Source organism: Geobacter hydrogenophilus, assembly GCF_018501225.1.
In the GTDB taxonomy this organism is placed as follows: Bacteria; Desulfobacterota; Desulfuromonadia; order Geobacterales; family Geobacteraceae; genus Geobacter; species Geobacter hydrogenophilus.
In genome coordinates this window covers 58,774-84,632 of record NZ_JAHCZI010000004.1, presented here as the reverse complement: position 1 = coordinate 84,632, position 25,859 = coordinate 58,774, and the positions used below count along the sequence as shown (strand labels likewise).

The 25,859-nt window shown below is 60.8% G+C and carries 24 protein-coding genes; 19 read left to right on the top strand and 5 right to left on the bottom strand.

Features of this window, described 5'->3' with window-relative positions; translation table 11 throughout:
- Positions 1–35: 35 nt before the first annotated feature.
- The 3 genes from hypE (at position 36) to KI811_RS08640 (ending at position 2,516) form a co-directional block, all read left to right on the top strand.
- Positions 36–1,046, top strand: a complete 1,011-nt coding sequence (gene hypE, locus KI811_RS08650) for a hydrogenase expression/formation protein HypE (protein WP_214186074.1) — start codon at positions 36–38, stop codon at positions 1,044–1,046.
- A 76-nt stretch (positions 1,047–1,122) separates the two neighbouring features.
- Complete coding sequence (locus KI811_RS08645; RefSeq protein WP_214186073.1) at positions 1,123–1,980, top strand: patatin-like phospholipase family protein; 858 nt, start codon at positions 1,123–1,125, stop codon at positions 1,978–1,980.
- Positions 1,981–2,117: 137 nt separating this feature from the next.
- Positions 2,118–2,516, top strand: a complete 399-nt coding sequence (locus tag KI811_RS08640; RefSeq protein ID WP_214186072.1) for a PilZ domain-containing protein — start codon at positions 2,118–2,120, stop codon at positions 2,514–2,516.
- Positions 2,517–2,527: 11 nt separating this feature from the next.
- Here KI811_RS08640 and KI811_RS08635 read toward each other — a convergent pair whose 3' ends face one another.
- Complete coding sequence (locus tag KI811_RS08635) at positions 2,528–2,890, bottom strand: hypothetical protein (protein WP_214186071.1); 363 nt, start codon at positions 2,888–2,890, stop codon at positions 2,528–2,530.
- A gap of 244 nt (positions 2,891–3,134) precedes the next feature.
- Here KI811_RS08635 and KI811_RS08630 point away from each other — a divergent pair, with 244 nt between their 5' ends.
- The 4 genes from KI811_RS08630 to KI811_RS08615 all read left to right on the top strand — a co-directional run bounded on the left by KI811_RS08630 (position 3,135) and on the right by KI811_RS08615 (position 7,205).
- Positions 3,135–3,896, top strand: a complete 762-nt coding sequence (locus KI811_RS08630; RefSeq protein WP_214186070.1) for a J domain-containing protein — start codon at positions 3,135–3,137, stop codon at positions 3,894–3,896.
- A 63-nt stretch (positions 3,897–3,959) separates the two neighbouring features.
- Positions 3,960–5,072: a cyclic di-GMP-binding domain-containing protein, MshE-related gene (locus KI811_RS08625; RefSeq protein ID WP_214186069.1), complete on the top strand. Its 1,113-nt coding sequence runs from the start codon at positions 3,960–3,962 to the stop codon at positions 5,070–5,072.
- 124 nt (positions 5,073–5,196) lie between these two features.
- Complete coding sequence (locus tag KI811_RS08620) at positions 5,197–5,925, top strand: OB-fold nucleic acid binding domain-containing protein (protein ID WP_214186068.1); 729 nt, start codon at positions 5,197–5,199, stop codon at positions 5,923–5,925.
- Positions 5,926–5,939: 14 nt separating this feature from the next.
- Positions 5,940–7,205: a M48 family metallopeptidase gene (locus KI811_RS08615; RefSeq protein WP_214186067.1), complete on the top strand. Its 1,266-nt coding sequence runs from the start codon at positions 5,940–5,942 to the stop codon at positions 7,203–7,205.
- Here KI811_RS08615 and KI811_RS18615 read toward each other — a convergent pair whose 3' ends face one another.
- Positions 7,206–7,451, bottom strand: a complete 246-nt coding sequence (locus KI811_RS18615; RefSeq protein WP_281875432.1) for an EAL domain-containing protein — start codon at positions 7,449–7,451, stop codon at positions 7,206–7,208.
- Entirely contained in the window at positions 7,336–9,633 is a 2,298-nt protein-coding gene (locus KI811_RS18900) for a diguanylate cyclase (protein ID WP_214186066.1), read from the bottom strand. Before KI811_RS18900 ends, KI811_RS18615 begins: the two co-directional genes overlap by 116 nt.
- Before the next feature lie 253 nt (positions 9,634–9,886).
- Between KI811_RS18900 and KI811_RS08600 the strand changes: the two genes are divergently transcribed.
- The 9 genes from KI811_RS08600 (at position 9,887) to KI811_RS08560 (ending at position 17,673) form a co-directional block, all read left to right on the top strand.
- The gene (locus KI811_RS08600; protein ID WP_214186065.1) at positions 9,887–10,294 is read left to right on the top strand and encodes a hypothetical protein; all 408 of its coding nucleotides are present in this window, start codon (positions 9,887–9,889) and stop codon (positions 10,292–10,294) included.
- A gap of 81 nt (positions 10,295–10,375) precedes the next feature.
- Positions 10,376–10,924, top strand: coding sequence for a DUF5666 domain-containing protein (locus tag KI811_RS08595; protein ID WP_246551583.1), 549 nt, complete (start codon positions 10,376–10,378; stop codon positions 10,922–10,924).
- 100 nt (positions 10,925–11,024) lie between these two features.
- Positions 11,025–11,669 (top strand): cytochrome b/b6 domain-containing protein, encoded by a 645-nt coding sequence (locus KI811_RS08590; RefSeq protein ID WP_214186064.1) that lies wholly within the window; start codon positions 11,025–11,027, stop codon positions 11,667–11,669.
- 113 nt (positions 11,670–11,782) lie between these two features.
- The gene (locus tag KI811_RS08585; protein ID WP_214186063.1) at positions 11,783–12,457 is read left to right on the top strand and encodes a response regulator; all 675 of its coding nucleotides are present in this window, start codon (positions 11,783–11,785) and stop codon (positions 12,455–12,457) included.
- A 5-nt stretch (positions 12,458–12,462) separates the two neighbouring features.
- Positions 12,463–13,881, top strand: a complete 1,419-nt coding sequence (locus KI811_RS08580) for a sensor histidine kinase (RefSeq protein WP_246551582.1) — start codon at positions 12,463–12,465, stop codon at positions 13,879–13,881.
- A gap of 131 nt (positions 13,882–14,012) precedes the next feature.
- Positions 14,013–14,891, top strand: a complete 879-nt coding sequence (locus KI811_RS08575) for an AAA family ATPase (RefSeq protein WP_214186061.1) — start codon at positions 14,013–14,015, stop codon at positions 14,889–14,891.
- Positions 14,891–16,063 (top strand): vWA domain-containing protein, encoded by a 1,173-nt coding sequence (locus KI811_RS08570; RefSeq protein ID WP_214186060.1) that lies wholly within the window; start codon positions 14,891–14,893, stop codon positions 16,061–16,063. Before KI811_RS08575 ends, KI811_RS08570 begins: the two co-directional genes overlap by 1 nt.
- A 149-nt stretch (positions 16,064–16,212) precedes the next feature.
- Positions 16,213–17,157 carry a D-2-hydroxyacid dehydrogenase gene (locus tag KI811_RS08565; RefSeq protein ID WP_214186059.1) on the top strand — a complete coding sequence of 315 codons (945 nt, stop codon included), beginning with the start codon at positions 16,213–16,215 and terminating at the stop codon, positions 17,155–17,157.
- A gap of 51 nt (positions 17,158–17,208) precedes the next feature.
- Positions 17,209–17,673: a hypothetical protein gene (locus KI811_RS08560; protein ID WP_214186058.1), complete on the top strand. Its 465-nt coding sequence runs from the start codon at positions 17,209–17,211 to the stop codon at positions 17,671–17,673.
- A 12-nt stretch (positions 17,674–17,685) separates the two neighbouring features.
- Here the strand turns inward: KI811_RS08560 and glmS are convergent, their stop codons facing one another.
- Both glmS and glmU read right to left on the bottom strand, forming a co-directional pair.
- A complete protein-coding gene (gene glmS, locus KI811_RS08555; RefSeq protein WP_214186057.1) occupies positions 17,686–19,515 on the bottom strand; it encodes a glutamine--fructose-6-phosphate transaminase (isomerizing) in 1,830 nt (609 codons plus the stop codon).
- Positions 19,516–19,550: 35 nt separating this feature from the next.
- The gene (glmU, locus tag KI811_RS08550; RefSeq protein WP_214186056.1) at positions 19,551–20,981 is read right to left on the bottom strand and encodes a bifunctional UDP-N-acetylglucosamine diphosphorylase/glucosamine-1-phosphate N-acetyltransferase GlmU; all 1,431 of its coding nucleotides are present in this window, start codon (positions 20,979–20,981) and stop codon (positions 19,551–19,553) included.
- 153 nt (positions 20,982–21,134) lie between these two features.
- Between glmU and KI811_RS08545 the strand changes: the two genes are divergently transcribed.
- The 3 genes from KI811_RS08545 to KI811_RS08535 all read left to right on the top strand — a co-directional run bounded on the left by KI811_RS08545 (position 21,135) and on the right by KI811_RS08535 (position 25,805).
- Entirely contained in the window at positions 21,135–21,689 is a 555-nt protein-coding gene (locus KI811_RS08545; protein WP_214186055.1) for an MXAN_5187 C-terminal domain-containing protein, read from the top strand.
- A gap of 57 nt (positions 21,690–21,746) precedes the next feature.
- Positions 21,747–23,621 (top strand): B12-binding domain-containing radical SAM protein, encoded by a 1,875-nt coding sequence (locus tag KI811_RS08540; RefSeq protein ID WP_214186054.1) that lies wholly within the window; start codon positions 21,747–21,749, stop codon positions 23,619–23,621.
- 327 nt (positions 23,622–23,948) lie between these two features.
- Positions 23,949–25,805, top strand: a complete 1,857-nt coding sequence (locus KI811_RS08535) for a cytochrome c3 family protein (RefSeq protein WP_214186053.1) — start codon at positions 23,949–23,951, stop codon at positions 25,803–25,805.
- Positions 25,806–25,859: the final 54 nt, after the last annotated feature.

The following is a 25,859-nucleotide window of genomic DNA, read 5'->3' as shown; positions in this document are numbered from 1 at the left end:
AGAGACAAAGAAAAAATGACTGTTCGGAGAATCCTGTGAACAAAGACCTTATCCTTCTGGGCCACGGCAGCGGCGGGAAGCTTTCCCACCAGCTCCTGGACGACCTCATCATACCGACCCTCTCGGGCATTCCCCTAGCTGGCCAGAACGACGCGGCAGTGGTGGAGCATGGCGGCCAGAGGCTCGCCTTCACCACCGACTCCTACGTGGTGGACCCCATCTTCTTCCCCGGCGGCGACATCGGGTGCCTGGCCGTAAACGGCACCGTGAACGACCTGGCCATGATGGGGGCACGCCCCCTTTTCATCAGCGCCGGCCTCATCGTAGAGGAAGGGTTCAGCCGGACCGAGCTGACCGAGATTCTTGCCTCCATGCGGGGTGCTGCCGATGCCGCCGGGGTCAGGATCGTCACCGGCGACACCAAGGTGGTCCCCAAGGGGAAGGCTGACCGGATCTTTATCAACACCTCCGGCATCGGGGCCGTGGAGCACGATTTTACCATCAACGGCGCCAACGCCCGGGCCGGCGATGTGGTCATCATCAACGGCACCATCGGCGACCACGGAATCGCGGTCATGGCCAGGCGGGAGGGGCTCGATCTCCAGGCCGCCATCCAGAGTGACTGCGCGGCCCTGAACAGTCTCGTGGCCGAGATCATCGCCGCGGGGGGGGAGGCGGTCCATGTCCTGCGGGATCCGACCCGGGGGGGGGTTGCCACGACCCTCAAGGAAATCGCCCTTCAGTCCGATAAGACTATTACCCTGCGGGAGGATGCTCTTCCCGTCAACGGGGCGGTGAAAGGGGTCTGCTCGATCCTCGGTCTTGATCCCCTCTACGTGGCCAACGAGGGGAAGCTCCTGGCCGTGGTGGCTCCCGAGGCCGCAGAGGGAGTCCTGGCCCGCATCAAGGGGCATCCCCTTGGGAAGGATGCGGCAATCATCGGCCACGTGGCCGAGGGGGGCGCACGGGTGCAGATGGAAACCGCCGTCGGCGGCATGCGGGCCGTGGAGATGCTGGCCGGAGAGCAGCTTCCCCGCATCTGCTAGCAGTCAGCATCCCTCAACCGGTTCATTTTGTGCTATCTTTTATGGATTGTTGAAGTATCTACGGGGGGGAAACGTCATGCCTGACTATCACACAATGTCTCCTGGGCCGGCCAACGGCCCGGTGACCCTCATGTTCATCGGCGGCGGAAGCCGCTGCCCCGCGTTCATCGGCGCCCTCAAGGCGGTGGAGGAGTTGCGGATTCCCGTGGGAAAAATCATCGGCGCCTCGGGGGGAAGCATCGTAGCGGCCCTCTACGCTGCGGGGTATTCCCCCGATGAACTCCACCGCCTCTCCCTTGACACCGACATCGGGTCATTCCGGGACTTCTCGCCCCGGGGCGCCCTGGCCGGGATGGGGGTCTGCCGGGGGGACGCCCTGGAACGGTGGCTGGACGAAAAGCTGGGGGGGAAGCATCTCGGTGACGGCTTGCGCATCCCTCTCGGCGTCGTTGCCACCGACATTCTCAACCATACCCCCCATCTCCTCTGCGGCGACAATCACCCCGACCTGAAGGTCTCCGCCGCCGTCCGCTTTTCCATGGGGATTCCCCTCGTTTTCGCCTGGAAGAAATACTCCCACCGGGGGCGGGACTACGTTTTCATCGACGGCTCCCTCATGGCAGGGATCATCGAGGGGCAGTGCGCCGATGCGGCGCGCACCCTCACCATCAAGACCTTCGCCAAGCGGAGCATGAGCCGGCCGGCCTCGTCAGTCCTGAGCCTGCGGCGTTACGGTTCCGATCTCCTCTCCATATTCTACGGCGCCATGGATCGGGAATTTCTCAAGGGAGGGAGGTGGAAGGACACCATCACCATCCACTGCGGCACGGTTTCGCCCCTCACCTTCTCCCTCAGTTCGTCGGAAAAGGAATTCCTCTGCGAACAGGGATACCACCAGGTGGCCAAGTACCTCCGCTACAAGGGAGGGTTCTGACGACGACAAGGTTTCCGTTGTATCTGCCGGAGAGTTTCTGTTAGGATGGCCTCATCCCTCTTTTTTGCTAAAGATTGCGCCGCGCCTGTCGATAGATATAGTGTTACGTGTCGAGAGTGACCAAGGGAGGAAATGGGGTGGAAAAGAGAAAGTTCGAGCGGGTTGACCTCCGCACCGAGGCCGTTGTCCGTCATCGGGACCTGACCTTCAGGGGCGAGGTGGAGAATCTGAGCCTGAAGGGGCTCTTCGTCAGGACCGACCAGAAGATTCCCCTCCATGAGAAAGTGGATGTGGCTATGTTTTTCCATGGCTCGTCGTCGGAGCTTTCCTTCAGCCTTGAGGCCAACGTGGTGAGGGCCACCGACGATGGGATCGGCCTCAATTTCCGCAAGATTGACATCGATTCCCTGGTCCGCTCCGACGTGTTGTCATCTGCCGGCGACCGCCAGCAGGTTATCGAGGAGTTCTATGGCTATGCAGAAAATAACGACGCGGCCGAGGATGAAAAGCTGAAAAACCCCCTGGCCGCGCCGTAGCAGACTCTCTATCAGTCCACCGGGTTTCCCTTGGTGACCGCATCGAAAACCGACATGAGCGAGTCGGGCGTGTAGGGGCAGGTCCGGTTCTTGGTGGTACCATCAGCCAGCGTCTGCTCCCAGAAGATAACCTCCTCGCCCCCTTTTTCCCCCCGCGATACCCCTTTCGGGTCGAACTCCTTGAGCACATTCCACATCTGGTCCACGGTCAGGAGTTCGTAGCTGGCGAACTCGTCGCCGCTCCCCACGCTGGCGAGGAAGCTGTCAACCAGTTCGTAGTCGACAAAGTCGTTCTCCTTCCGGCACCACTTGATGAACGGTTGGTTAGCTTTCCTCCCGTCTCGAATTTCCTTTTCAATCTCACGTCCTGTCATGTTTCCTCCTCTTCCGCTGCCCGGCCATGTCAGCCACACATTGCCGGGAGCAATGCTGGTTCGTGGCGTCTCCCGATCCGTGCCTTTCCTGGCTGGCGGCAATAATGTTGTATAGTAATAGTATAGCACTTTTGTGAGATGTCACCGGATGCGCGGAGCGAAAAGTGCTTTCTCGCTGGCTCGTAATTTGCTTGCCTGTGAACGGGAGCTTTTCGCCCGTTGAGGTGAGGATGGTCAGTGTGTCATGAACGATTTGCACCGTGCCTTTGATCTGTTGCAGCTGAAACCCGGCGCGAGTCCCGCGGAGGTAAAACGTGCCTTTCGCGACCAGGTTGCAGCGTGGCATCCCGACCGGTTCTCCGCTGACCCCGTCATGCAGCGGCGAGCCGAAGAACGGCTGCGTCTTGTCATCGAGGCCCATCGGTCAATCGTTTCATATCATGAAACGCATACATCGGGAGAGATGACGGCCGACCATCGCGAGCAGGAGGATGACCGGGGCCTTTCTCCGGCGGCCGGGAGCTTTTTCCGCTTGGTCCCGAATCGCGTATTCTGTGTCGTGGTGTTTGGCTGTGCCCTGCTGGGGCTGCTCCGGCATGGGATGACGAGCAACGCCTGGATCTACGGAGTCGAGATGGCGCTTGTACCGTCCCTCTTCTCCCTGGCCTACAATCTGGCGGGCCGCCGCAATCTGGCGGTGAGGAATCTCTATCTCGGCTTTTGCCTCTGTGCTCTGGCAGTCGTCGTGGTGGACGGCGCCATGATCGGTGTGGAGCGGTCTGCACCGGCCGGGGAAGGGGAAGTCTTTTCCCCCCGGGGTAATGACGGCGGAGCCGTTGGGGGGGGGTGGCCCCTCCCCGGGGGAGGCAGGGGCCCCGTTGGCGAAGGTCTTGCGCCGGCTTCCCATGAACCGCCTTCTCCGAGGGCGCCGGCCCTCCCCCTCGCGCCGGTGGCCCCCGCGGCTCCCCATGCGCCCGCAGCCCCGTTGGCGCCATTGGCTCGCTGAGCCGCGACTCTCTATCACGACGCGCCGCGAAGGCGCACAAAATCAGGAGGTAAAACGCACCGTATGGCGCTTAGACTTGGAGAAATGCTGGTCAAGGCAGGCCGGATCACGCCGGACCAGCTTGATGAGGCCTTGAGGAGCCAGGTCATCTTCGGCGGACGGCTCGGAACGAACCTTATCGAGATGGGATGTATCGACGAGGAGGAACTGGCGGGGGTCCTGAGCGAGAAGCTGCGTGTCCCCTGCGTCGACCCGGACGAGCTCATGAACATCCCCCCTGCCATTATAGAGGCGGTGCCGCTAGAGGTGGTGGAACAGTTCCAGGTGGTCCCCCTCAGGTTGGAGAACCGGCGGCTGTTCCTCGTCATGGCCGATCCGTCCGATCTCCCCGCCATCGATCAGATAGCCTTCCGGACCGGCCATGTCATCGTGCCGCTGGTGGCCCCGGAGATCAGGCTCCTGATGGCCCTCGAAAAATACTACGGCATCAAGCGGGAGCTTCGGTATCTGCCGGTGTCGAAGGGATTGGGGGGGAGAAGGGTCTGCAGCTACCAGCCGAAACCTGCTGACGCGGCCATGGCTGCCCCGCGCGAGGTGATCGATTTTTCGACGCTCCCCGCGGAGGGTGAGGAATTTTTTCCGTGGGGAGAGGGGGGGTACGACACTCCCCGGATCGAAGCCGCCAAGCGGCACACCATCGACACCCTCTCCCGCGAGCTGGTCGATGCCCCTGATCGGGATGGGGTGGCGCGAGCCCTCCTGAACTACGTGGGTCAGGAGTTCGATCGGGCAGCGCTCCTCCTCGTCACCCGGGATGCTGCGGTGGGATGGATGGCCCTCGGTGACGGGAAACCGGTCCCCCGGTTCGAAGAGTTGCGGATCGGTCTCGACGAGCCGTCAGTGCTGTTGTCGGTGACCAAGGCCAGGGTCTTCTACCGTGGCCCCGTGGCCGGCACTCCGGCAAACCTGAGGCTGCTGAAGGCCCTGGGGGGGGACGAACCCGAGGGGATGATCCTTGTTCCCCTAGTCATGAACAAGCGGGTGGTGGCCATCCTCTGCGCCGTGGGAAGGCTGGAGCTTCTCGGCGCCAGGCAGGAGACCCTCCAGGCCGTTGCCCGCAAGGGGGTTCTAGCCTTCGAGGTTCTCATCCTGAAGAACAAGATCCTGATGACATGACGGGAAAGGGTGCCTCCTGAAGAAGGGGGTTGTCACTTTTCCCTGAAGCGGGTAGTCTGAAATCCACTGCTCCCTTCCCCTCCGGCGAAGGGGCCGATTAACTCATTATTGAAGGAGTCCATTGATGAACAAAGCACTCAGCATCACAGCCTTCGCGCTTGCCCTTTCGCTCCCCCTCGGTGCCCACGCCTTTGGTCCTGGCGCGTCCTCCATGGGAGGGGCAGCCGCCCCGGCAGGCGTTCCCCTGGCGGGGAAGGTGACGGAAACCATGGCGAGCGGTGGGTACACCTACCTTCTCCTGGAGCGGGACGGCAAGAAGACCTGGGCCGCCATCCCCGAAACCCCCGTGGAGATGGGACGGGAGATAACCCTCAAGCCGGGGATGGAGATGAAGAACTTCGCCAGCAAGGCCCTCAAGCGCACCTTCGAAAGCATCTATTTCTCCGAGGGGCTCGCATCGGCTGTTGAAAGTACGGCGGGTAAAAGCTCTCCGGGGAGCAAGGGGGTCGTGGTAACCCCGGCCGAACAGGTGAAGGTTGAGAAGGCTGCCGGTCCCAACGCCCACACTATCGCCGAGGTCTACGGGCAGAGGGGGAGCCTCGACGGAAAAACCGTGGTCGTGCGGGGCAAGGTCATCAAGGTGTCCGCCGGCATCATGGGGAAAAACTGGGTCCATCTTCAGGATGGCAGCGGCGATGCCAAGAAGGGAACCCACGACCTGACCGTCACCACCCAGGACCTCCCGGCCGTGGGCGACGTGGTGACCGCCACCGGCACTCTCCGCAAGGACAAGGATTTCGGCGGCGGCTATCGCTACCAGGTCATCATCGACGAAGGGGCCGTGAAGCGCTGACGCACTCCTTCTCCATGACTGCCGTCATCATCGTTTTCTACCTCATCACCCTCGGCGCCGGCTTCTTCCTGCGGGCGCTGAATCTCCGCCATCTGAAACGGTACGGCTCCACCGTCCCCCCCGGTTTCGAGGGGGCGGTGGAGCCGGAAACCCTCCGCAAGACGGTTGCCTATACCCTTGACCAGAGCCGCCTGGGGCTCGCTGAGTCCCTCTTCGACGCGGTGCTCCTCCTCGTGTTCCTCTTCGGGCTTCTGCCGGCCTATGACCGGTGGATCGCCTCCCTGGGAGGCTCCTTTGTCCTCTCGGGTATCCTCTTCTTCCTGGGCCTCACCCTCATCCAGACGTTCCTCGGCATCCCCTTTGACCTCTACGGGACCTTCCGCCTCGAAGTCCGCTACGGCTTCAACACCACGAGTCCCGGCCTCTGGCTCTCGGACCTGGCCAAATCGACCCTCATCGCCGTGGTGCTGACCGGACTTCTGGTGGCCGGGGCCTTCGCCCTCGTGGCGTGGAGCCCCCGCTTCTGGTGGCTCTGGGTCTGGGGGTTCTTTGCCCTCGTCTCCCTCTTCCTCATGTACCTCTCCCCCTACGTCATCGAGCCCCTCTTCAACCGGTTCGAACCGGTCACTGAGGAGGGGTTGGAGGATGAGATCCGTTCCCTGTGCGAACGGGCCGGGCTTCGGGTCAGCCGGGTCATGCAGGTGGACGCCTCCCGGCGCAGCCGCCACTCCAATGCCTACTTCACCGGCATCGGCCGGGTAAAGCGTATCGTCCTTTACGACACCCTTATACGCCAGATGAGCCACCGGGAGATCCTGGCGGTCCTTGCCCACGAGATCGGCCACTGGAAGAAGGGGCATATCCGCCGGCGGTTGATCCTCACGGAAGCCGGTGCCCTGGCCGGCTCGTGGCTTGCCTGGAAACTCACGGGATGGGAGGGGTTCCCGGGTCTCGTCGGCATGACGGATGCCTCCTTCGCGGCGCGGCTCGTCATCCTCGGCTTCCTGGGCTCCATCGCCTCCTTCCCCTTCACTCCCCTTTCCAGTTGGCTCTCCCGCCGCCACGAGCGGGAGGCGGACCGCTTCGCCACCGACATCACGGGGGATGCTGAGGCTCTGGCCTCAGCCCTTGTGAAGCTCTCCACGGAGAACCTCTCCAACCTCCACCCCCATCCCCTTTATGCGGCATTCTACTATTCCCATCCTCCCGTGGTTGAACGGGTGGGCAGGCTGAGGGCCATGGCTTCGGCGGGAAAAGCGGGAGAGGCCACGGTACCCTGATCAGCTGTCAAAGGTGCCCGGATGTTCTGCGATGATCAGCTCGGGGGACGGCACCCCCACGTGGAATCCCTGCGCATAGGTAAGGCCGACCCCTTCGACCGCCTTGAGGATATCCTCGCTCTCCACATACTCACCCACCGTCCGTATGCCGAGCCCTTTGGCAAGGGTGGCGATACTCTTCACGATGGACATGTCCACGCCGCTTTTTCCGGTCATCCCCCGGACAAAATCCCCCTCGACTTTGATGAAATCCACCGGGAAGCGCTTCAGGTACTGGTACGACGAAAAGCCCGAATCTCCGTACGGTCGGAATGAATTCATTCAGGATAAGGGCCTTGGGTGAAATGTTCATGAAGAGATAGCCCCGGTAGGCGGTGCCGCTGACGTGCTCGAAGACCTTTTCCATCAGGTGGTAGTCCATCTTGCTGATGACCCCCATGGCCTCGGCAATGCCGACGAACTCTTCAGCGCAGATCACCTTGTCCGGCTGGTTTATCCGCATCAGGACCTCGTGGGCCTCCACCGCACCGGTTGCGACGTTGGCGATGGGCTGGAAATAGGGGATGACCCTCCTCTCCTCGATGGCCTTCAGGATCATGATATTTTTTTCGCCGATCGTCCGGTACACCTCGGCAAGGTCATCGTCCGTCGGAATGGCGATCTGGTTCTTTCCTGACGCCTTGGCCTTGTACCGCATGTTGTCGGCCATCATGAAAAGTTCCTTGGCGGTTTTCGCATGGGTGGGGAAGAGGGAAACGCCGATGGAGACGCTGGCTTTCAGCGTACCGCCATCGGGAAGATCGAATGAAACTCCCCTGAGGTCGTCCATGATCCGTTGCGCCACCAGATACGCCTGCTGGCCGCTCGCCTCGGGAAGAATCACCGTAAATTCGTCCCCCCCATAGCGGGCGGGAATATCCCCTCGGCGGATTCCCGATTTAACCACCTCGCTGATCCCCTGCAGGATGCGGTCGCCGAACACGTGGCCGAGTGAGTCGTTGACGACCTTGAGGTTGTCGATGTCGATGTGGAGCAGGGCGAAGTTGTGGTCGTGCCGGGATGCCCGGTCGATCTCGTTGTTGAGCAGTTCCCAGAAGACCCGCTGGTTGCACAGGTTGGTGAGGGGGTCGCGGGTCGAGTAGAATTCGAGGTCCTTGGTGTACTTGTAGATTGCCTTTACCGAACCGACCACGTTGAGCAGCGTTGCAAGGATGCTCTCGATCACCAGCGCGCGGGCGGGGTGCTTGCCGAGCTCCGAAATGACGCCGATCCCCACGATCCCTCCGATCTGCGGAGCCTGCAGGAAGAGCGCCTTGGTTTGAAGCTCGATATCCTCCTCCTTGAGGGAAGGGAGAGATGCCAGGGGAAGGGCGACGTTATGGATAATCTGGAGATTTTCAACATGCTGGAGATGGGGATTCTTGGCGAGCTGGCCCCGGATGATCGTCTCGAAAAGCTGCTTCAGGTGGTCGCTCGGGGTATTGCGCCAGAATACCTCGATGTCGTAGGACTCCTCCCCCACCATGAAGAGGGAGAAAAAGAAGTAGGTGTCCATGATGGCGTTGATTTCGATGAGGATGTGGTTGACATGGGCCTTCCAGTCCTTGACCACCTCGGAGGTGATGATGAACCGCTCCAGGAGCTTTACCTCGAACTCCAGGATGTCCTTGTCGATGGCCACGTTTCGGAGCTTGCCGATGATCTTCTTCATCTCGTCGAACATGTCGGAGAATTCGGTAAAACCGAGCTGCATGTCCTGGAACTCCAGCGCCTTCAGGTCGCTGACCCTGTTTACTCCTGCAATGTGGTTCTGGAGGTCGGTTACGGAGCGGTTCACGCGGTTGCTGAAGGCCCGGGCCAGAAAAAAGGAGGCGGAAAGGGGAAGCAGGGCGATCAGGGCAAGGAACAGGATGATCTTGCGCCGGGAATCATGCAGTTCCTGGCCGATATCAATGCGGGAGTCGATGACACCAAGCACCTCGCCGCTGCGGGAGGTGGAGTGGCAGCCCAGGCATTCAGCCGACGCGGTGAGGGGGTAGACATGCCGGATGACGGACCCCATCCGGAAACTTCCGCGTGTCCCCGTGGCGAAGACGTCACGGACATGCTGGTCGGGCTGTGCGTCATAGGTACGGCCGTAATGGACGGCGAGCGCCTCGCTCTGGTGGATGACGACGTTGGTGTTGGTGCTCTTGAAAAGCCGTTGGTTGCTGTCGAGGAACTCCGCCACATCCTTCCGGGACCATCCTTTTCGCATGACTTGGTACAGGGAATTGAAGGTCATGTCCGAGATGGTCTTGGCGTTCGCCTCCGCCCGACGTTCCACGATCTGCTCGTAGCCAAGGGAAACGAGGAGGTAGATGACGAGGACCATGAACAACGTCAGCCCGCAGGTACAGACCACGATGTAATCGGAAAGTTTTTTCATAATTCAGGCCCCAGGCGAGTCGTCACTGCCGCGGTTGAATGATCTCGAACGATCTACCATTTACCATGGTTAATCATAATTTTACAATGGAGTATATGGCGGAAAAGGTGGCTTACCGCAGGAGCGGCTCCTCCAAAATTTTTTCAGAAATAAATGTCGGGCGTTAATCCTCCCTTCATATTCGCTTTGCTAGGCTGAAGTCAAAGCATGGGGGATTCCCGAAACCGGAACCGCCCCAGAAAAGGAGGAGAGTATGAAGAACTTCATCAAGACTTTGGCAATGGAACTGATCGCGGCATTCGAGAGAGAGTATGCGGAGGCTGAACAGTACAAAAGAACGATCTCCGGCACGGTCAGAAGCCTCCCCGAAGGAATGACCGGCATCTGGAACGTGGACGGAAGGGAGGTCAACGTACCGAAGGCTGCCTTCATCAAGGCGGAACATGGAGAGGCCGAAGTGGGCGCCTACGTTGAGGTCGAGGGGACCTGTAGCGGGAGGACGCTGAATGCTTACCGGATTGCCGTAAGGAGGGGCGCTACGGAAGTGCAAAAAATCCGTGGCACAGTCGACAAGTTCCCCGTTGGCAAGAATGAAAAGTGGACAGCGTACGATGCGGAGATGCTGGTGACAACGGGATACCGCCATCAGGCAAAAGCATGACAGGGCGGAAGGTGGAGCATGGGGAAATTGAAGGTCGGGAGGCACGACCGGAGTCAAACCGCCGGGAGAGGAGAATAGACTATGAAGGATTTCATCATCACCGTGGCACTGGGATTGTTCGTGGCGCTGGCGACAGGAGTTGCATTCGCCGGCGATCATGGAAGGCGCGAAGGGAAAGAATATGATGAGCGGGCTGGGCAGTACGAAAGCACGATTTATGGAACGGTCAGAAGCCTCCCCGGCGGGATGATCGGCGTCTGGAACGTGAACGGCAGGGAGGTCAACGTAACAAAAGCAACCATCGTAAAGGAGAAGCATGGAAAGGCAGACGTGGGGGCCTACGTGGAGGTGGATGGGACCTTGAACGGGAAGATGCTGAATGCCCACACGGTCGAAGTGAAGAGGGACGGCAGGGAGGAACGAAAAATCCTCGGGACAATCGAAACGCTCGCGGCGGGCAAGGATGGAAAATGGATCGTGAACGGCGAGGAAATACTGGTGTCAAGGGATACCGTCATCAAGGAAAAGCATGGCAAGGCTGAGGTGGGCGCCTATGTGGAGGTGGAAGGGCGCCGTGTCGACAACACATTTTCCGCCCGCAAGATCGAGGTGAAAAGGGGCAAGCGGTAGGCGAGAAGCAAGCCGGGGCGGGTCTCCCTTGCCCCGGCAACGCTCCCCTGTCTGAAAAGGAACACATCACCGGCAACTGTTCTCTCAAGGAGGCACGGCCATGGCAACTACCAAGGAATATGCGGCTGAAGTCCCTCTCAGCGTTTTCGCCATCGCGGTTCACCTGGGGCTTGCGTCATTCGGCATTGCAGCTTGGCTCACCGGCAGCCTGGCCGACGATTACAAGAAGGCGGAACACACGGGATTCACGCTCCACAGCTGGATCGGCATGGGGTTGGCCAGCTTCATTCTTCTGCGCGTGTTGCTGGGTATGTGGGGTCCCCGGCATCTCCGGTTCACCCAGTGGGTCCCCTATACGAAGGAAAGGCTCCAGTGCGTGCGGGAAGACATCATGGGGCTCTTGAGGCTGCGCCTGCCGGAACGGCCGCTCCATGAAGGTTTGGCCGGCCTGGTGCAGACACTCGGCCTCCTGGTATTTTTGCTATTGGCGCTGAGCGGCGGCTTTCTCTTTTTCACCCTTGTGCCGGGACAGAAGGCGACCGGACTCATCCACGCCGTGAAGGAAGTCCACGAAACCGGCCAGTTCCTCATTCCTATCTTTCTCTCGATGCATGGGGGAGCCGTCATCGTGCATGCCCTGCGCGGACGTCATCTCTGGCGCAAAATGCTCTTCCTGAAGGAGCCTCAGGGCGCCCCATTTCCCGGCGATGCCCGCGTCAACCAAGCGGAGAGTGGCGTCCCCTGAAGGCCAGAGACCGGAGGAAGGGGGGCTCCCCGAGGGTTGGGAGAATGGCCCTCTCCGGTCCCTCTGGTAGAATGAAAGGAAATAATGGCCTCTGACCCGGACGGTGGAGCGAGATGAAAATCCTCATTATCGAAGACGAAAAGAGAATGGCTGGGATTCTGAAAAAGGGGCTCGAGGAAAACGCCTTCATCGTCGACCTGGCCGGCGACGGCGAAGAAGGGTTGTACATGGCCGAGAACTATCCCTACGACGCGGTGCTGCTCGACATCATGCTCCCGGTCATGGACGGTCTTTCGATCCTGAACGCATTGCGGTCGAAGAAAAGCGAGGTGCCGGTCCTCCTGATCACCGCCCGGGGGGAGATCGAGAGCAGGATAAAGGGGCTCAATTTCGGCGCGGATGATTACATTGTGAAGCCCTTCGACTTTCATGAACTCCTGGCGCGGCTGAAATCGGTGATCAGGAGGAGCAAGGGAAAATCCTCCCCCCTTGTTGCGATAGACGATCTCTCGCTGGACATGAACTCCCGGAGCGTATGCCGCGGCGGGAGAGAGATCCGCCTGTCCGCCACCGAATACAATCTTCTTGAATACCTGGCGCTGAACAGCGGCAGGGTAATCAGCAGGACTGAACTTACGGAGCATATCTATGATACGGACTTCGACCGCGACAGCAACGTCATCGACGTCTATGTGAATCACCTGCGAAACAAGCTGGACAAAGGGTTTGACCGGCAGCTCATCCACACGGTGCGGGGCGCGGGCTACATCCTGAAAGGCGATGCATGAGAGGGATGCCGAACTCCATACAAGGAAGACTCTTCCTCTCGATTATCACGTTTACGTCTCTGTTGTTCATCGCGGTCGGCGTCTTCATCTACCGCGAGGTAAACGAGATCGTCATCGGCGCGGTTGACAGGACCCTTCACTCCAAAGCACAGGTGATTACCGGGCTCCTCCATGAGGAGGACCACACCATTGAACTGGAATTAGAGGAGGTTGTTTCAGGGGAATATTCCATCCCGCGGTCCGGGCACTACTTCAAGGTGATGATGAACGGGAAGCTCCTCGCCGCATCGCCTTCCTTGGTTAACGACAGCTTCGATCTTGGCGCCGGGGCACCTGAACCTTCTGCCGAAGAACTCGGAGAAGATATCTCTACCTCCGTGGGGCCTGCCGGCGAGCCGATTCGGGTGCTTCGGCACGATTTCAGCGCCTTTGGCATGACGTTCACCGTCTTTGTGGCGGAGAGCCTCAGCGACAGCCTGGACATGATCAGCACCTTCAGACGCTTTCTCCTTCTGGTCATCCCTTCGGGGATCGTGATCGCCTCTCTCATCTGCCTGTGGATAGCACGGCAGTCGCTGGCCCCCCTCGCGATATTTTCCGGCAGGATCGAGACCATCACCCATAAAAACCTGGGGGAAAGGATCGATGCCGAATCGGAGACCAGTGAGCTGGCAGGACTGGCCGGCTCATTCAACAGGATGCTCGATCGGCTGCAAAAGGTGTTCGAGAGCGAGAAGCGCCTGATCGCGGATGCCTCCCATGAGCTCAAGACCCCGGTTTCGGTGATCAAGGTCCAGTGTGACGTGGTGCTGCAAAGGGAGCGGACGCCGGAAGAGTACGTTGATGCCATACAGACCATCAGGACGGTCTCCGATACTATCAGTATGACAGTGAGGGACCTTCTCTCCCTCGCCCGCCTTGACTCAGGTGTCTTTTCGCAGGGATTTGCGGTCGTATCCCTCAACGCCTGTCTAGGGAGAGCGCTGGAAATGACGAAGCCTTTTGCCGAGAAGAGACACCTTCAGATTATCGCAGCACTGGGAGACGACGTCGCCATCCGGGGAAACAGCGAGAGCTTGACGGAAGCGTTTCTCAACATCCTCGAAAACGGCGTGAAATATAACAGGGAAAACGGCGTGCTGGAGCTCACCGCCTCCGGGAGCGGCGCGCAAGCGGTTGTCTCCATAAAAGACACCGGCGTCGGCATAGGGAAGGAGGATCAGGCACGGATATTCGACCGATTCTACCGGGCCGACACTGCACGAAGCTCCGACGGCACCGGGCTCGGCCTCAGTATAGCCAAAGCGATCATCGATGCCCATGGCGGTGCGATCACGCTGGAAAGTGAACCGGGAAAGGGAGCCACCTTTACCGTAACCCTGCAGGTCAATCGACACGCGACTTCTTTTGACAGTCCTTGTTAGCCGAATTCTCGCTGTGATTTGCGGAGGCCGACAGACAACCGCAGTTTGTTGACAGAAAAATGGTAAAATGGTACCTTTATATTAAAATACGACAGCAACAATCGCAAGAATAGCCAATCAAGGAGAGCACCATGAGCAATCTCCCGTTCCATCAATTTTGCGGTACCGAGGGGTACGTCGCCTCCAGGGCGCTCCAGGACGTGGTCAACGTGGCCATTGCCCTGGAGCGGCCGCTTTTGCTCAAGGGGGAGCCGGGCACGGGAAAAACGCTTCTTGCCGACCACATCGCCAAGGCCTTGGGGATGGAGATCATCCTGTGGAACGTGAAGTCCACCACAAAGGCCCGCGACGGCCTCTATACCTACGACACGGTCCAGCGCCTGAATGATGCCCGCTTCGGCGACGGAGACGTCCGGGACATCCGCCACTACATCAAGCTCGGCCCCCTGGGAAGGGCCTTCGGGAGCCCGGAGCGGGTGGTGCTCCTCATCGACGAAGTGGACAAGGCAGACATAGAGTTTCCCAATGACCTGCTGTTCGAGCTGGACGAGATGCGTTTCCACGTGCAGGAGACCGATGAATGGGTGTCGGCCGCCCATCGTCCGGTGGTGATCGTCACATCGAACTCGGAGAAGGAGCTTCCCGACGCGTTCCTGCGCCGCTGTGTCTTCCACTACATCGACTTTCCGGACGAGGCACAGATGCGCGCCATCATCGATGTCCACTTTCCCGACCTTCCCGCCGAGCTCATGAGGAGTGCCTGTAAGGTCTTCTACGGTCTGCGCGAGGTGCCGGGATTGCGCAAGCGCCCTTCCACCTCGGAACTGCTGGACTGGATCCGGGTGCTGCTGGCCAGCGGCGCCCGGCTGCCGGACGAGGAGCCTCCCGCGCTCCAGTCCGTGCCGTTTCTGGGCGCCCTCGTCAAGATGCAGGAGGACGCCGACATCCTTGCCCACCACGCCAGCCGGTCGGCCGATGTCCGCACCGCGGGCCGCCGCTTCTTCCGCTGATGTTTCTGGCTCTCTACCACTCCCTGCGGGCGCTCAAGGTGCCGGTGAGCCTCACCGAGTGGCTTACCCTGCTGGAGGGGCTCGCCAAGGGGCTCCACAACCAGAGCCTCGAGGACTTCTATTACCTCTCCCGCAGCCTCCTCGTGAAGGACGTCGCCCACTACGACGCCTTTGACCAGGCCTTTGCCCACTGCTTCAAGGATGCGCCGCTCCCCGAAGATCTTGCCACCAGGAAGAAGGTCCTGGAATGGCTCCGGGATGCGCAGGCTCCGCGGCGTCTTTCAGACGAAGAGCTGGCCCGCCTGGAAGCGCTTTCCCTGGACGAACTGCTGCGGCAGCTGGAAGAGCGGCTCCGCACCCAGGACGGGGCCCACCACGGCGGGAAAAAGTGGATCGGCACCGGTGGGACGAGCCCCTTCGGCGCTGGCGGCAGCCATCCCTCCGGGATATCCTTTGCCGCCGAGGGGGGCGGGGGGAGGGCCGTGCTCCAGGCCTTTGGCCGGCGCTACCGCAACCTGCGCAACGATCTGACCCTGGATGTGCGCCAGATCGGCGTGGCACTGAAGCGTCTGCGGGATTTGAGGGAATGCGGTGCCGTGGAGCGTCTCGACCTTGAGGGGACCATCGACAAGACCTGCAGGAATGCCGGGGAGATCGACCTGGTTTTTGCCCGCGAGCGGGAGAACCAGGTGCGAGTGCTACTGGTTATGGATTCGGGTGGTTCCATGGAGCCGTTCCGGGCCCTGACGGAACGGCTCTTTTCCGCGGCCCACGGGCTCAACCATTTCAGGGATTTCCGTGCCTTCTACTTCCATAACTGCGTCTACGAGAACCTCTATACCGACCTCGATTCCGACGAATCCATCCCCACGGCCGAGGTGATCAGGGAGTACGGTAAGGAGCATCGACTCATTATCGTGGGCGACGGGGCCATGGCCCCCTACGAACTGATGAGCCCCTCCGGCATCCTGGAGCGGTATCGTGTCGGCACCATGTCCGGCCTGGATTGGCTCCGCCAGCTTGCCGACGCTTTCGGCCGCCGGGCCTGGATAAACCCGCTCCCCGAGAATTCCTGGATGCACTACGAGACCGTTCCCGTGGTGGGAGGTCTCTTTCCCATGTTCCCCCTCACGCTGGAAGGGCTTACGCGGGCAGTGCGGCACTTGCGGTAACGCACGAGGGGGAGGGCACATATATCTCCGAGAAAACAAGAGGGTACTGGTTTGCCGCAGCAGATTGACCACACCTGCCAGAATCAATATAGTCGTCACTCCCGTAACGCATTGCTAAGACCAACGGTTCCCGAAAGCGAAACGTACCCATGAAGATCAGCAATCTCCTTATTCATCTGCACAACAACATTGACGCCTTCACCCTGAAGCCACGGCACGTCGAACAGATACGCCAATCTCTCCCGGAAGTAGACATTACCGTCGCAGCGAGTGACAGCGACTTCATGGAACGGCTTCCCGATGCCGAATACGCCCTGGTGTGGGTGTTCAAACCCGAGTGGTATGCAGCCGCTCCCCGGCTTAAGGCGCTCTTCACCCCTGCCGCCGGACGCGACTGGGTTGCGGCAGACCCGTCAGGGAAGGTGATGACCTGTCATGGCAGCTTCCACGGCCGTATCATGCGCGAGAGTCTTCTCTCCATGATGCTCTATTTCAACCGGCGCCTGGGCAAGTCGCTTGATGATCAGGGCCGCCGGATGTGGGGGCGTCAGGACTACAGCGGTTGTGTCGGCCTCTTCAGCCAGCGGGTCATGATCGTAGGCTTGGGGGCGCTGGGGCAGTCCATGGCGGAGCTGCTCAAGGCCTTTGGTGCGCACGTAACCGGGATCAAGCGCAACCCGGAATCCTTTGCGGGGAGCCCTTGTGTCGACAGGGTGATCTCCTTTGACACGATGGAGGAGGCGTTGCCTGACGCCGATCACGTGGTTCTGCTGCTGCCTGGCGGGACGGCAACCGATGGGATTTTCACGGCACGACACTTCAATGCCATGAAGCCGGGAGCCTACCTTTACAACCTGGGTCGAGGGAACTGCTACAGGGAGGAAGACCTTGTGGCCGCCCTGGAGAATGGCCGCCTGGCAGGCGCCGGTCTGGATGTCTTTGCCGAAGAGCCGCTGCCGGCCTCCTCGCCTCTCTGGGGGCACCATAACGTCCTGATCACGCCCCATTCCAGCGCCATCAGCCGAGAGTACCTCGACCTCTTTATTGAGGAGTGGCTTGAGATCCTGCAGAAGAGTACGCCGCGGAAAGCGTAAATCAACACGTTACAAGCACGAGGAGTAGATTTCTTTTATAGGAGGACTGCCATGCGCGATTTTTGTGATGCAGACCGAAAGAAAAAGAGCGGCAGGATCACGCTGCCGGAAAACCCGAGTAATCTCTCCGAAGAAGTCCTGGCACAGTTGGAAAAGGCCGTGAAAGCGGCCGTGAAAGATGGATACGTGAGTTGTCCGGCAGGCTGGAAGGTGGCCGGCAACGTGGGGGTTTCCCGCCTTGATGTGGGGGCGATGATCGACAGGCTCGGCATCCGCGTGACAGACTGCCAACTCGCCTGCTTCGCGGTGTCCAAGACTTCGCACCTGGGCTCGGCGACAGAACCGGTCAGCGAAGAGGTCTCCAGCCGCGTCGAAGATCTTGAGAAAAAGGGGGCGCTCACCTGCGCCAACGTCTTCGCCCTCGCCAACGAACTGAACGTAAAGCCGATGTCCGTCGCTAACGCCGCCAATATCAAGAGGTATAAGATCCGGCAGTGCCAGCTTGGCTGCTTCTAGTAGGCAAAACCGCTATTCTACGGTCACGCTCTTGGCCAGGTTCCGGGGCTGATCCACGTCGGTCCCCTTGAGGACCGCCACGTGGTACGCCAGGAGTTGGAGCGGGACCGACAAGAGGATCGTTGCCAGTTCCTCGCCGTCTGAGGGGACTTCGAGGGTCTCCTCAGCCTTCCGGGTAACGCCGTCGTCGCCGGCGGAGCAAATGGCGATGACCCTTCCCCCCCGGGCAATGACCTCTTCCATGTTGGAGAGAACCTTCTCGTAGGTGGAGTTCTTCGGCACGAGAACCACCACCGGCATGTTTTCGTCGATGAGGGCGATGGGGCCGTGCTTCATCTCCCCAGCGGGGTATCCCTCGGCGTGGATGTAGGAAATCTCCTTGAGTTTCAGGGCCCCTTCCAGGGCGATGGGGTAGCAGATCCCGCGTCCCAGATAGAGGAAATCCCGGGCGTTCATGTAGCGGCGGGCCACCTTCTCCACCGTGTCGTTCATCTCCAGGGTCTTCTCGATGAGGGCGGGGATCTTCACGAGCTCGCCGATCATGGCGCGCCCCTTGGCCTGATCCATGGTTCCCAGTGCCCGACCGAGCCGGATGGTGAAGAGGTAGAGGGCCACCAACTGGGTGACGAAGGCTTTGGTGGAGGCGACGCCGATCTCGGGTCCCGCGTGGGTGTAAACGACCCCGGCCGCCTCACGGGCAATGGAGGAGTCGACCACGTTGCAGATGGCGATGTTTTTCGCTCCCCGCGCCTTCCCTTCGCGCATGGCGGCCAGGGTGTCGGCGGTCTCTCCCGATTGAGAGATGAGAACCATGAGGGTCCGGTCGTTCACCACCGGGTTGCGGTAGCGGAATTCGGAGGCTATGTCCACCTCCACCGGGAGGCGGCAGTGCTCTTCCAGGAGGAACTTCCCTACGAGGGCCGCGTGCCACGAGGTGCCGCAGGCGATGATGCAGATCCGGTCGATGCCCCTGAGCTCCTCGTCGGTGAGCTTCAGGTCTTCGAGGTAGACGTCCCCCTGCTCCTCCCGGAGCCGGCCGGCGATGGTGTCGCGGACTGCCCGGGGCTGCTCGAAGATTTCCTTGAGCATGAAGTGCTTGTACCCCCCCTTCTCGGCCATAAGGGGAGACCAGTCGATATGGCGCGAGGCCTTTTCCAGGGGCTCGCCGCTCACCCGGCTGAAGGAGGGGGTGCCGTCGCGGAAGACGACCATTTCGCCGTCATCGAGGAAGACCATTTCCCGGGTGTGGGAGAGGATGGCGGGGATGTCCGAGGCCACGAAGAACTCGCCCACGCCGAGCCCCACCACCATGGGGGAGCCCTGCTTGGCGGCGATGAGGATCCCCGGCTCCTTCTCGCAGAGGACGCAGACGGCGTAGGCCCCCCGCAGCTCAGCCAGGGCCTGCCGGGTGGCGCGCTCGAAGTCGCCGCAGGCACCATACTTCTCGTCGATGAGGTGGGAGATCACCTCCGTGTCGGTTTCGCTCAAAAACTCCCGACCGATCCCCCTCAACCGTTCCCGCAACTCCAGATAGTTTTCGATGATGCCGTTGTGGACCACGATGATGGAGCCCGCCTGGTGGGGATGGGCGTTGATCTCCGAGGGCCTGCCGTGAGTGGCCCAGCGGGTGTGGCCGATGCCGATCCGCCCCAGCAGGGGCTGGGCCGCCACGAGACGCTCCAGGTTGAAGAGCTTCCCTTCGCTCCGCCGCACCTCGGCCCGGCCGGCGTCGAGGGTGCAGACCCCGGCGGAGTCGTATCCCCGGTACTCAAGGCGTTTGAGTCCGTCGAGGATGATGGGTGTCGCCTCCTGGGCGCCGATATAGCCGACGATTCCGCACATAGTCTCAATCTCCGTTAGAAATGGGTATAAAGGGGTCACTGGTCCCGCTGTTTGAGTTTCCACCCGTCCTTGTTCACCTGGGGGGCCCGGGCGATGGCCAGGGAGTCGGGGGGGACGTCCCGGGTCACCGTGGTGCCGGCGGCGATGAGGGAGTTCCGCCCGATGGTGACGGGCGCCACGAACTGGACGTCGCTTCCCACGAAGACGTCGTCCTCGATGACGGTGCGGTGCTTGCGCACTCCGTCGTAGTTGCAGGTAATGGTGCCGCATCCAACGTTGACGTTGCTGCCGATGGAGGCGTCACCCAGGTAGGTGAGGTGGGAGGCCTTGGAGCCTTCGCCCATGGTGATTTTCTTGGTTTCCACGAAGTTGCCGATCTTCACGTGGGCCATGAGCTCGGTTCCGGGCCTGAGGTGCGCCATGGGGCCGATGGCCGTCTGGTCGTGGATGATCGCATCCTCCATGACGGAGCCGGCCTTCACCATCACGCGGCTCCCGAGGCGGCAGCTCCGGATGACGGCCCCCGGTTCCACGACGCAGCCGTTGCCGAGGGTGCTCCCCTTGATGACGGCCCCCTGTTCGATGGTGCACCCTTCGCCGATCCGGGTCTCGCCGGAGAGGTGGACTCCCGGGTGGACCGTGGTGTCGCGCCCCACGACAGCCCCCCGGTCGATGTAGGTGGCGGCCGGGTCCACGATGGTCACTCCGTCGAGCATGAGCTCCCGGTTGATCCGCTGCCGGGCAAACCGCCCCGCTTCGGCAAGTTGGGCCCGGTCGTTCACCCCCATGACCTCCACCGGGTCGGCCACGGCATGGGCGGTGCAGCGGAGCCCCTGCTCGTTGGCCATGGTTACGATGTCGGTGAGGTAGTATTCCCCCTGGGCGTTGTCGTTGCCGATCCGCGTGACCGCGCCAAAGAGGAACGCGGCGTCGGCGCAGTAGATGCCGGCGTTCACCTCTCTGCGGCCCCGCTCCTCGGGAGTCGCATCCTTCTCCTCGACGATCCGGATGACCCTGCCGTCAAAGCCGCGGATGATCCGGCCGTAGCCGAAGGGATTCTCAAGACGCGTGGTGAGGACCGTGAGGGCCGCGCCGGTGGCCCCGTGGGCGTCGATCATCCCCCGGAGCGTCTCGGGCCGGATGAGGGGGACGTCGCCGCAGAGGATGAGGACTCTCCCCGTAAAGCCGCCGAGGGCCGCGGCGGCGCTGGCCACGGCGTGACCGGTGCCGAGTTGTTCCTCCTGGAGGGCAAAGGCCACCTGTTCTGTTCCTGCGAAGTGCTCACGAATGGTGTCCGCCTGGTGGCCGACCACCAGCACCATGCGGGACGTCCCCGCCTGCCGGGCCGCCTCCACTGGCCACGCGACCATCGGTGCGCCGGCCAGGGGATGCATCACCTTGACCAGATCGGATTTCATTCTCGTTCCCTTGCCGGCGGCAAGGATTATCGCCGCAAGATCGCCCATGGCGGCCCTCCTTTGAGGGGAAATCATTGGATTTGAAACCATTTACTCTATACGATGCCCCGCGCGGACGTCAAGCGAATAGACGGATGCAGCGGGAAGCTTTCGTCTTTACACAGAGGGGGGTTTCTGTCTATAGTCGATCCCGGAGAACCTATGGGAATTCCTGAAGACATAGCCCAGTTCGAGCAGTGCCTCAATGAGCTGATCATCAAGTACGAGCAGTACTTCCTCGGCCTTGAGAAGCGGGAACCCCTGCGCCTGCAGGAAACGGTCGACCGACTGGCGCGCAAGTACGTCAGCGTGAAAATCGTCAACACCATGCTGAACTTCAAGTACAACTCCCTCGTGGCGAAGCTGGGTTCCTACCGGCAGTACTGGAACCGGACCCTGCGGCTCATGGAGGAGGGAAAGTACTCCCGGGACCGGTTCCGCATGGCCATGCACGAACGTCCCGCCCAAACAGCCGAGAATGGCGCCTCTCCGCCACCTCCCCGCGACGAAACCGACGAGCTCTATCGCCAGTACATCGAGGCGCGCCGCTCCTGCAACCTCCCCGTCGAGACGGTGACCAGGGAAATGGTCGCCTCCGCCATTGAAAAGCAGAAGCCGGCGATCGCGGCCAAATACGGCACCGATCGGGTGGAATTCCGCATCGTCATCGAAAACGGCGTCCCCAAGATCAAGGCCAGGCCCCGTCGAACACCCTGATCACCACCGTCATGCCATTCCCGGCGGAGTGGTTTCATTTTACCCCTGGAGGAGTCCGTGAAGGTCGTCCTTGCCGCCATCCACCCAGCCCCCTCTCCCCAGGCCGTCCCTCTCGCCAACGCGTTCCTGAAGGCATACCTCGGCACCGACGAGGAGCTTGCCGCCCGCGTTGCAGTCACGCTCTGCGATTTTTTGCGTTCAACGCCAGCCGACGTCTGTGCCGCCGAGGTCCTTGCCCACGAGCCCGATGCGGTCGGCTTTTCCCTCTATCTCTGGAACACCGAGGAATCGGCGCGGGTTGCAGCGGAGCTTCGGCGGAAGCGTCCCGGCATCACCATCTTCGCCGGCGGCCCCCAGGCAACCGCAGACCCTCTCGAAACGCTCACCGGGGGGGGGTACGATTTTCTCATCCTCGGCGAGGGAGAGGTGCCGTTTCTCGAGGTGACGGCCCGGCTTGCCGACGGGCGTCCCTTCCGTGGCGCGCCGGGGACGGCCTGGCTTGACGATGGAAAACTGGCAAGCCGGCCCCAGAAGCCGGTGGCGCTCCTTGACACCATTCCGTCCCCTTTTTTGTCGGAAATAATCGAGCCCGGGCGCTACGGGGGGCTTCTCTGGCAGCTCTCCCGCGGGTGCGACTTCGCCTGCGAATACTGCTTCGACTACAAGGGGACCAAGGGGGTGCGGCGGTTCTCCCTGGAGCGGGTCGACGCGGAGCTTGATTTTCTCGTCCGCAACAATGTCCCCCAGGTGTTTGTCCTCGACTCCACCTTCAACGTCGATGCGCAGCGGGCCAAGACGATCCTGCGGATGATCCGCAAGCGCGCCCCCCATATCCACTTCCACTTCGAGGTGCGGAGCGAGTTTCTCGACCGGGAGATGGCCCGGCTCTTTGCCGGCATTACCTGCTCTCTCCAGATTGGCCTCCAGAGTGCCGACCCGGCCGTGTTGAAGGGGATCCGGCGGCATTTCGATCCGGGCGACTTCCAAAAGCGGGTTGCACTCCTCAACGAAAGCGGGGCCGTCTTCGGCTTTGATCTCATCTACGGGCTCCCGGGCGATTCCCTCGCATGCTTCAGGCAATCCCTCGACTTCGCCCTCGCCCTTTACCCGAACCATCTGGACATCTTCCCCCTTGCCGTTCTCCCCGGCACCCCCCTTGCCGCCCGCGCGGCAAAGGCGGGGCTCGACCACCTTCCGGCGCCCCCCTACGCGCTTGTCGCCACCCCGACGTTTCCGGCCCCGGACATGAAACGTGCCGCCCGCCTTGCCGGGGCCTGCGACATCTTCTATAGCCGGGGGAGGGCGGTCGCCTGGTTCAACGGTGTCATTGCCTCTCTTTCCCTGACGCCGGCAGAGTTTCTCGACGCCTTTGGCGGATGGCTTGAACGCCAAGGGCTTGAAACCCGGGAGGAGGCCCTGGGCGACGAGGCGATCTGGTTGCTGCAGCGCTCGTTCCTTGCCCACATCTTTGCTGACCGGCGGGTGCGTCGCCTTCTCCCCCTGGCTCTCGACCTGGTCGATTATCACTATCACTATGCGGCGGCGCTTCTGGCGCCGCCACCGGAGCTTCCCACCGACCGCAGCCTCGCCGGCTTGAACATTCTCGATCAGGTAATGTGTCTTGCTCCATCCACGAGGCTTGCCCGCTTTTCCTATGAAATCACCGATCTGCTGGAAGCGGGCAACGCAGACCTCCGGGAAATCGGTGCATGCTTCTCGCCCAGCCCTTCATGGGCCGTCATCTATCCCCGCGGCAACGACATATTCACCGAATCGCTCCTTGAGTCCTATTTCCTTCTTCTCGAAGGGCTCGACGGCTGCCGCCGGGCCGGTGATGTCGTCGCGCGACTCGCCCTTCCCGGCGAAGAAGCAGCGGAATTCCTCGAATTTGCCGCCGCGGAGGGGATTGTCACGGTACGGAACTGCTCCTGACGCAGCAGGGATGAAGTCGTGTCGAGTTTGGGGCGTTGCGATTGCCTCTATGTATAAAAAAAGTATACTATTTTGTTGCATTTTGCCCCCCCCGGTATTACTATCGCCGAGATTGACACTTATTCATTGAATGACTTTTAATATTTAGAATATCGTTTTATTTTTCAAGTGTTCGACTTCTTGCTAATCCATTGAAATGGTTTTGATTGGCATCGGCGAACAAGTCAATCTGGTGGGTCGAGACATTCTCTGATCTCTTGGGCAATACCTTGTTTTACTGTTATTCAACGGGAAACAAGAAAAAATACCTCACAAGGAGGAGCATGCATGTTGTCGAAGGTTTTCCGGCTGGTCCCCGCACTTCTGCTGCTCATGGCCGTTGCCCGGCCAGCGGCTGCCGAAAGTGGCATGGCAATTGACCCGGCCACCTGTCTCGGCTGTCACAGCAACAAGGTTTCCGCCACGGCATTTGCCGCGTCGGTCCACGGCAAGAACGCCTGTACAAGCTGCCACGTGGAGATTACTGATCTCGCCAAGCACATGAAGGGCGAAACAAAGGTCCACAAGGTTCGGTGCGAGCGCTGCCACAAGAAGGAGAACTCCGAGCACTACGCCAGCGTCCATGCTCAGAAGGACGTGATGTGCGCCGACTGCCACACCGATATCCATACCCATACCTACTGGAACAAGGATAAACGGAAAGTTGTGGCCAAATGCATCCAGTGCCACGACAAGGAGGCGGGCTACCGCAACTCCATCCACGGAAAGTCCGTGGCTGCCGGCAACATGGACTCGGCGGCTTGTAACGATTGCCACAACCTCCATGCAATCAAGCCCCTTGGTGATCCGAAGTCCAAGGAGAACCGTGAGTTCCACACCAAGGTCTGCATGAAGTGTCACGCCGACGAGAAGATGATGGAGCGTAACAACGTCGTCACCGTTGCCGTCGAAACCTACATGGAAAGCTACCACGGCAAGAACTACCGCCTCGGCTTCCCCGAGAAGGTTGCTGGCTGCGCCGACTGCCACACCGCCCACGGCGTTCTCCCTGCCAAGGATCCCAACTCCAGCGTCAACCCCCAGAATCTCGTCGCCACGTGCGCCAAGTGCCACCCGAAGGCGACCCCCCTCTTCACTAAGTTCTACGCCCACGGCTCCCACGACCGTGTGAAATACCCGATCCTCTTCTACACCTTCGTGGCAATGACCGGCCTCCTTGTCAGCACCTTCGCCGTGTTCTGGATTCACACCCTTCTGTGGATGTTCCGGGGCTTCGTGGAGAACCGCGAAAAGCAGCAGGCACTCATCCAGGGCCACGAGGAGCATCACGTCCCCGACGGCCACAAGGTCTATCGCCGCTTCAAGAAGCGTCACATATTCCTCCACCTCCTGGTGATCATCAGCTTCCTGCTCCTGTCGCTTTCGGGGCTTCCCCTCAAGTTCAGCGACCAGCAGTGGGCGAAGTTCATGATGGACCACATATTCGGCCACTCAGCCAATGCTGCTCGCATTCACCGCCTCGGTGCCGGCATTACCTTCGTTTACTTTGTCGGCTCGCTGAGTCTCTCCTTCCACTTCCTCTTCGTCCGGAAGGATATCAAAGGCAACTGGCTCCAGCGCATGTTCGGCCCCGACTCCCTCATGCCCAACTTCCGTGACATCAAGGACGTGGCCGGCATGGTCAGGTGGTTCCTCTTCCGCGGGCCCAAACCGACTTTCGAGCGGTGGACATACTGGGAGAAATTCGACTTCATCGCGGTCTTCTGGGGTATGTTCGCCATCGGTGGCTCGGGCCTGATGCTCTGGTTCCCCGAGTTCTTCGGCAGCTTCCTCCCGGGCTGGATGTTCAACGTCGCCACCATCGTCCACTCTGACGAGGCGCTCCTTGCCACGGGCTTCATCTTCACGGTCCACTTCTTCAACACCCACGGCCGTCCCGAGAAGTTCCCCATGGACTTCGTCATTTTCAACGGACAGATGCCGAAGCACGAATTCCTCGAAGAGCGGGGCGACCAGTGGAAGCGCTACGAGGAACTGGGGATCACCGAACAGTTCGCTGCCAAGAAGACGAGCGGCGTTGCCTACGACTTCATCGTCAAGGCCTTCGGCTTCTGCGCGGTTATCATCGGTCTCTCCCTGGTTGTACTGATGCTCTTCGCCTTCCTCTCCGGAGGGTCGCACTAAGGGAGAAGTCAGTAATAAACATGCAGTGAAAATAAGAAGGGGTGGCCAAAAGCC

Excerpts from the sequence above, each read along its gene's own strand:
- KI811_RS08630 (WP_214186070.1), top strand. The coding sequence starts at position 3,135 with ATGAACGATTTGCACCGTGCCTTTGATCTGTTGCAGCTGAAACCCGGC.
- KI811_RS08625 (WP_214186069.1), top strand. The coding sequence starts at position 3,960 with ATGGCGCTTAGACTTGGAGAAATGCTGGTCAAGGCAGGCCGGATCACG.
- glmU (WP_214186056.1), bottom strand. The coding sequence starts at position 20,981 with ATGGGCGATCTTGCGGCGATAATCCTTGCCGCCGGCAAGGGAACGAGA.
- KI811_RS08565 (WP_214186059.1), top strand. The coding sequence starts at position 16,213 with ATGAAGATCAGCAATCTCCTTATTCATCTGCACAACAACATTGACGCC.
- KI811_RS08585 (WP_214186063.1), top strand. The coding sequence starts at position 11,783 with ATGAAAATCCTCATTATCGAAGACGAAAAGAGAATGGCTGGGATTCTG.
- KI811_RS08635 (WP_214186071.1), bottom strand. The coding sequence starts at position 2,890 with ATGACAGGACGTGAGATTGAAAAGGAAATTCGAGACGGGAGGAAAGCT.
- KI811_RS08575 (WP_214186061.1), top strand. The coding sequence starts at position 14,013 with ATGAGCAATCTCCCGTTCCATCAATTTTGCGGTACCGAGGGGTACGTC.
- KI811_RS08545 (WP_214186055.1), top strand. The coding sequence starts at position 21,135 with ATGGGAATTCCTGAAGACATAGCCCAGTTCGAGCAGTGCCTCAATGAG.
- KI811_RS08600 (WP_214186065.1), top strand. The coding sequence starts at position 9,887 with ATGAAGAACTTCATCAAGACTTTGGCAATGGAACTGATCGCGGCATTC.
- KI811_RS08570 (WP_214186060.1), top strand. The coding sequence starts at position 14,891 with ATGTTTCTGGCTCTCTACCACTCCCTGCGGGCGCTCAAGGTGCCGGTG.
- KI811_RS08645 (WP_214186073.1), top strand. The coding sequence starts at position 1,123 with ATGCCTGACTATCACACAATGTCTCCTGGGCCGGCCAACGGCCCGGTG.
- KI811_RS08560 (WP_214186058.1), top strand. The coding sequence starts at position 17,209 with ATGCGCGATTTTTGTGATGCAGACCGAAAGAAAAAGAGCGGCAGGATC.
- KI811_RS18900 (WP_214186066.1), bottom strand. The coding sequence starts at position 9,633 with ATGAAAAAACTTTCCGATTACATCGTGGTCTGTACCTGCGGGCTGACG.
- KI811_RS08535 (WP_214186053.1), top strand. The coding sequence starts at position 23,949 with ATGTTGTCGAAGGTTTTCCGGCTGGTCCCCGCACTTCTGCTGCTCATG.
- KI811_RS08580 (WP_246551582.1), top strand. The coding sequence starts at position 12,463 with ATGCCGAACTCCATACAAGGAAGACTCTTCCTCTCGATTATCACGTTT.
- KI811_RS08595 (WP_246551583.1), top strand. The coding sequence starts at position 10,376 with ATGAAGGATTTCATCATCACCGTGGCACTGGGATTGTTCGTGGCGCTG.
- KI811_RS08590 (WP_214186064.1), top strand. The coding sequence starts at position 11,025 with ATGGCAACTACCAAGGAATATGCGGCTGAAGTCCCTCTCAGCGTTTTC.
- KI811_RS08615 (WP_214186067.1), top strand. The coding sequence starts at position 5,940 with ATGACTGCCGTCATCATCGTTTTCTACCTCATCACCCTCGGCGCCGGC.
- glmS (WP_214186057.1), bottom strand. The coding sequence starts at position 19,515 with ATGTGCGGAATCGTCGGCTATATCGGCGCCCAGGAGGCGACACCCATC.
- KI811_RS08620 (WP_214186068.1), top strand. The coding sequence starts at position 5,197 with ATGAACAAAGCACTCAGCATCACAGCCTTCGCGCTTGCCCTTTCGCTC.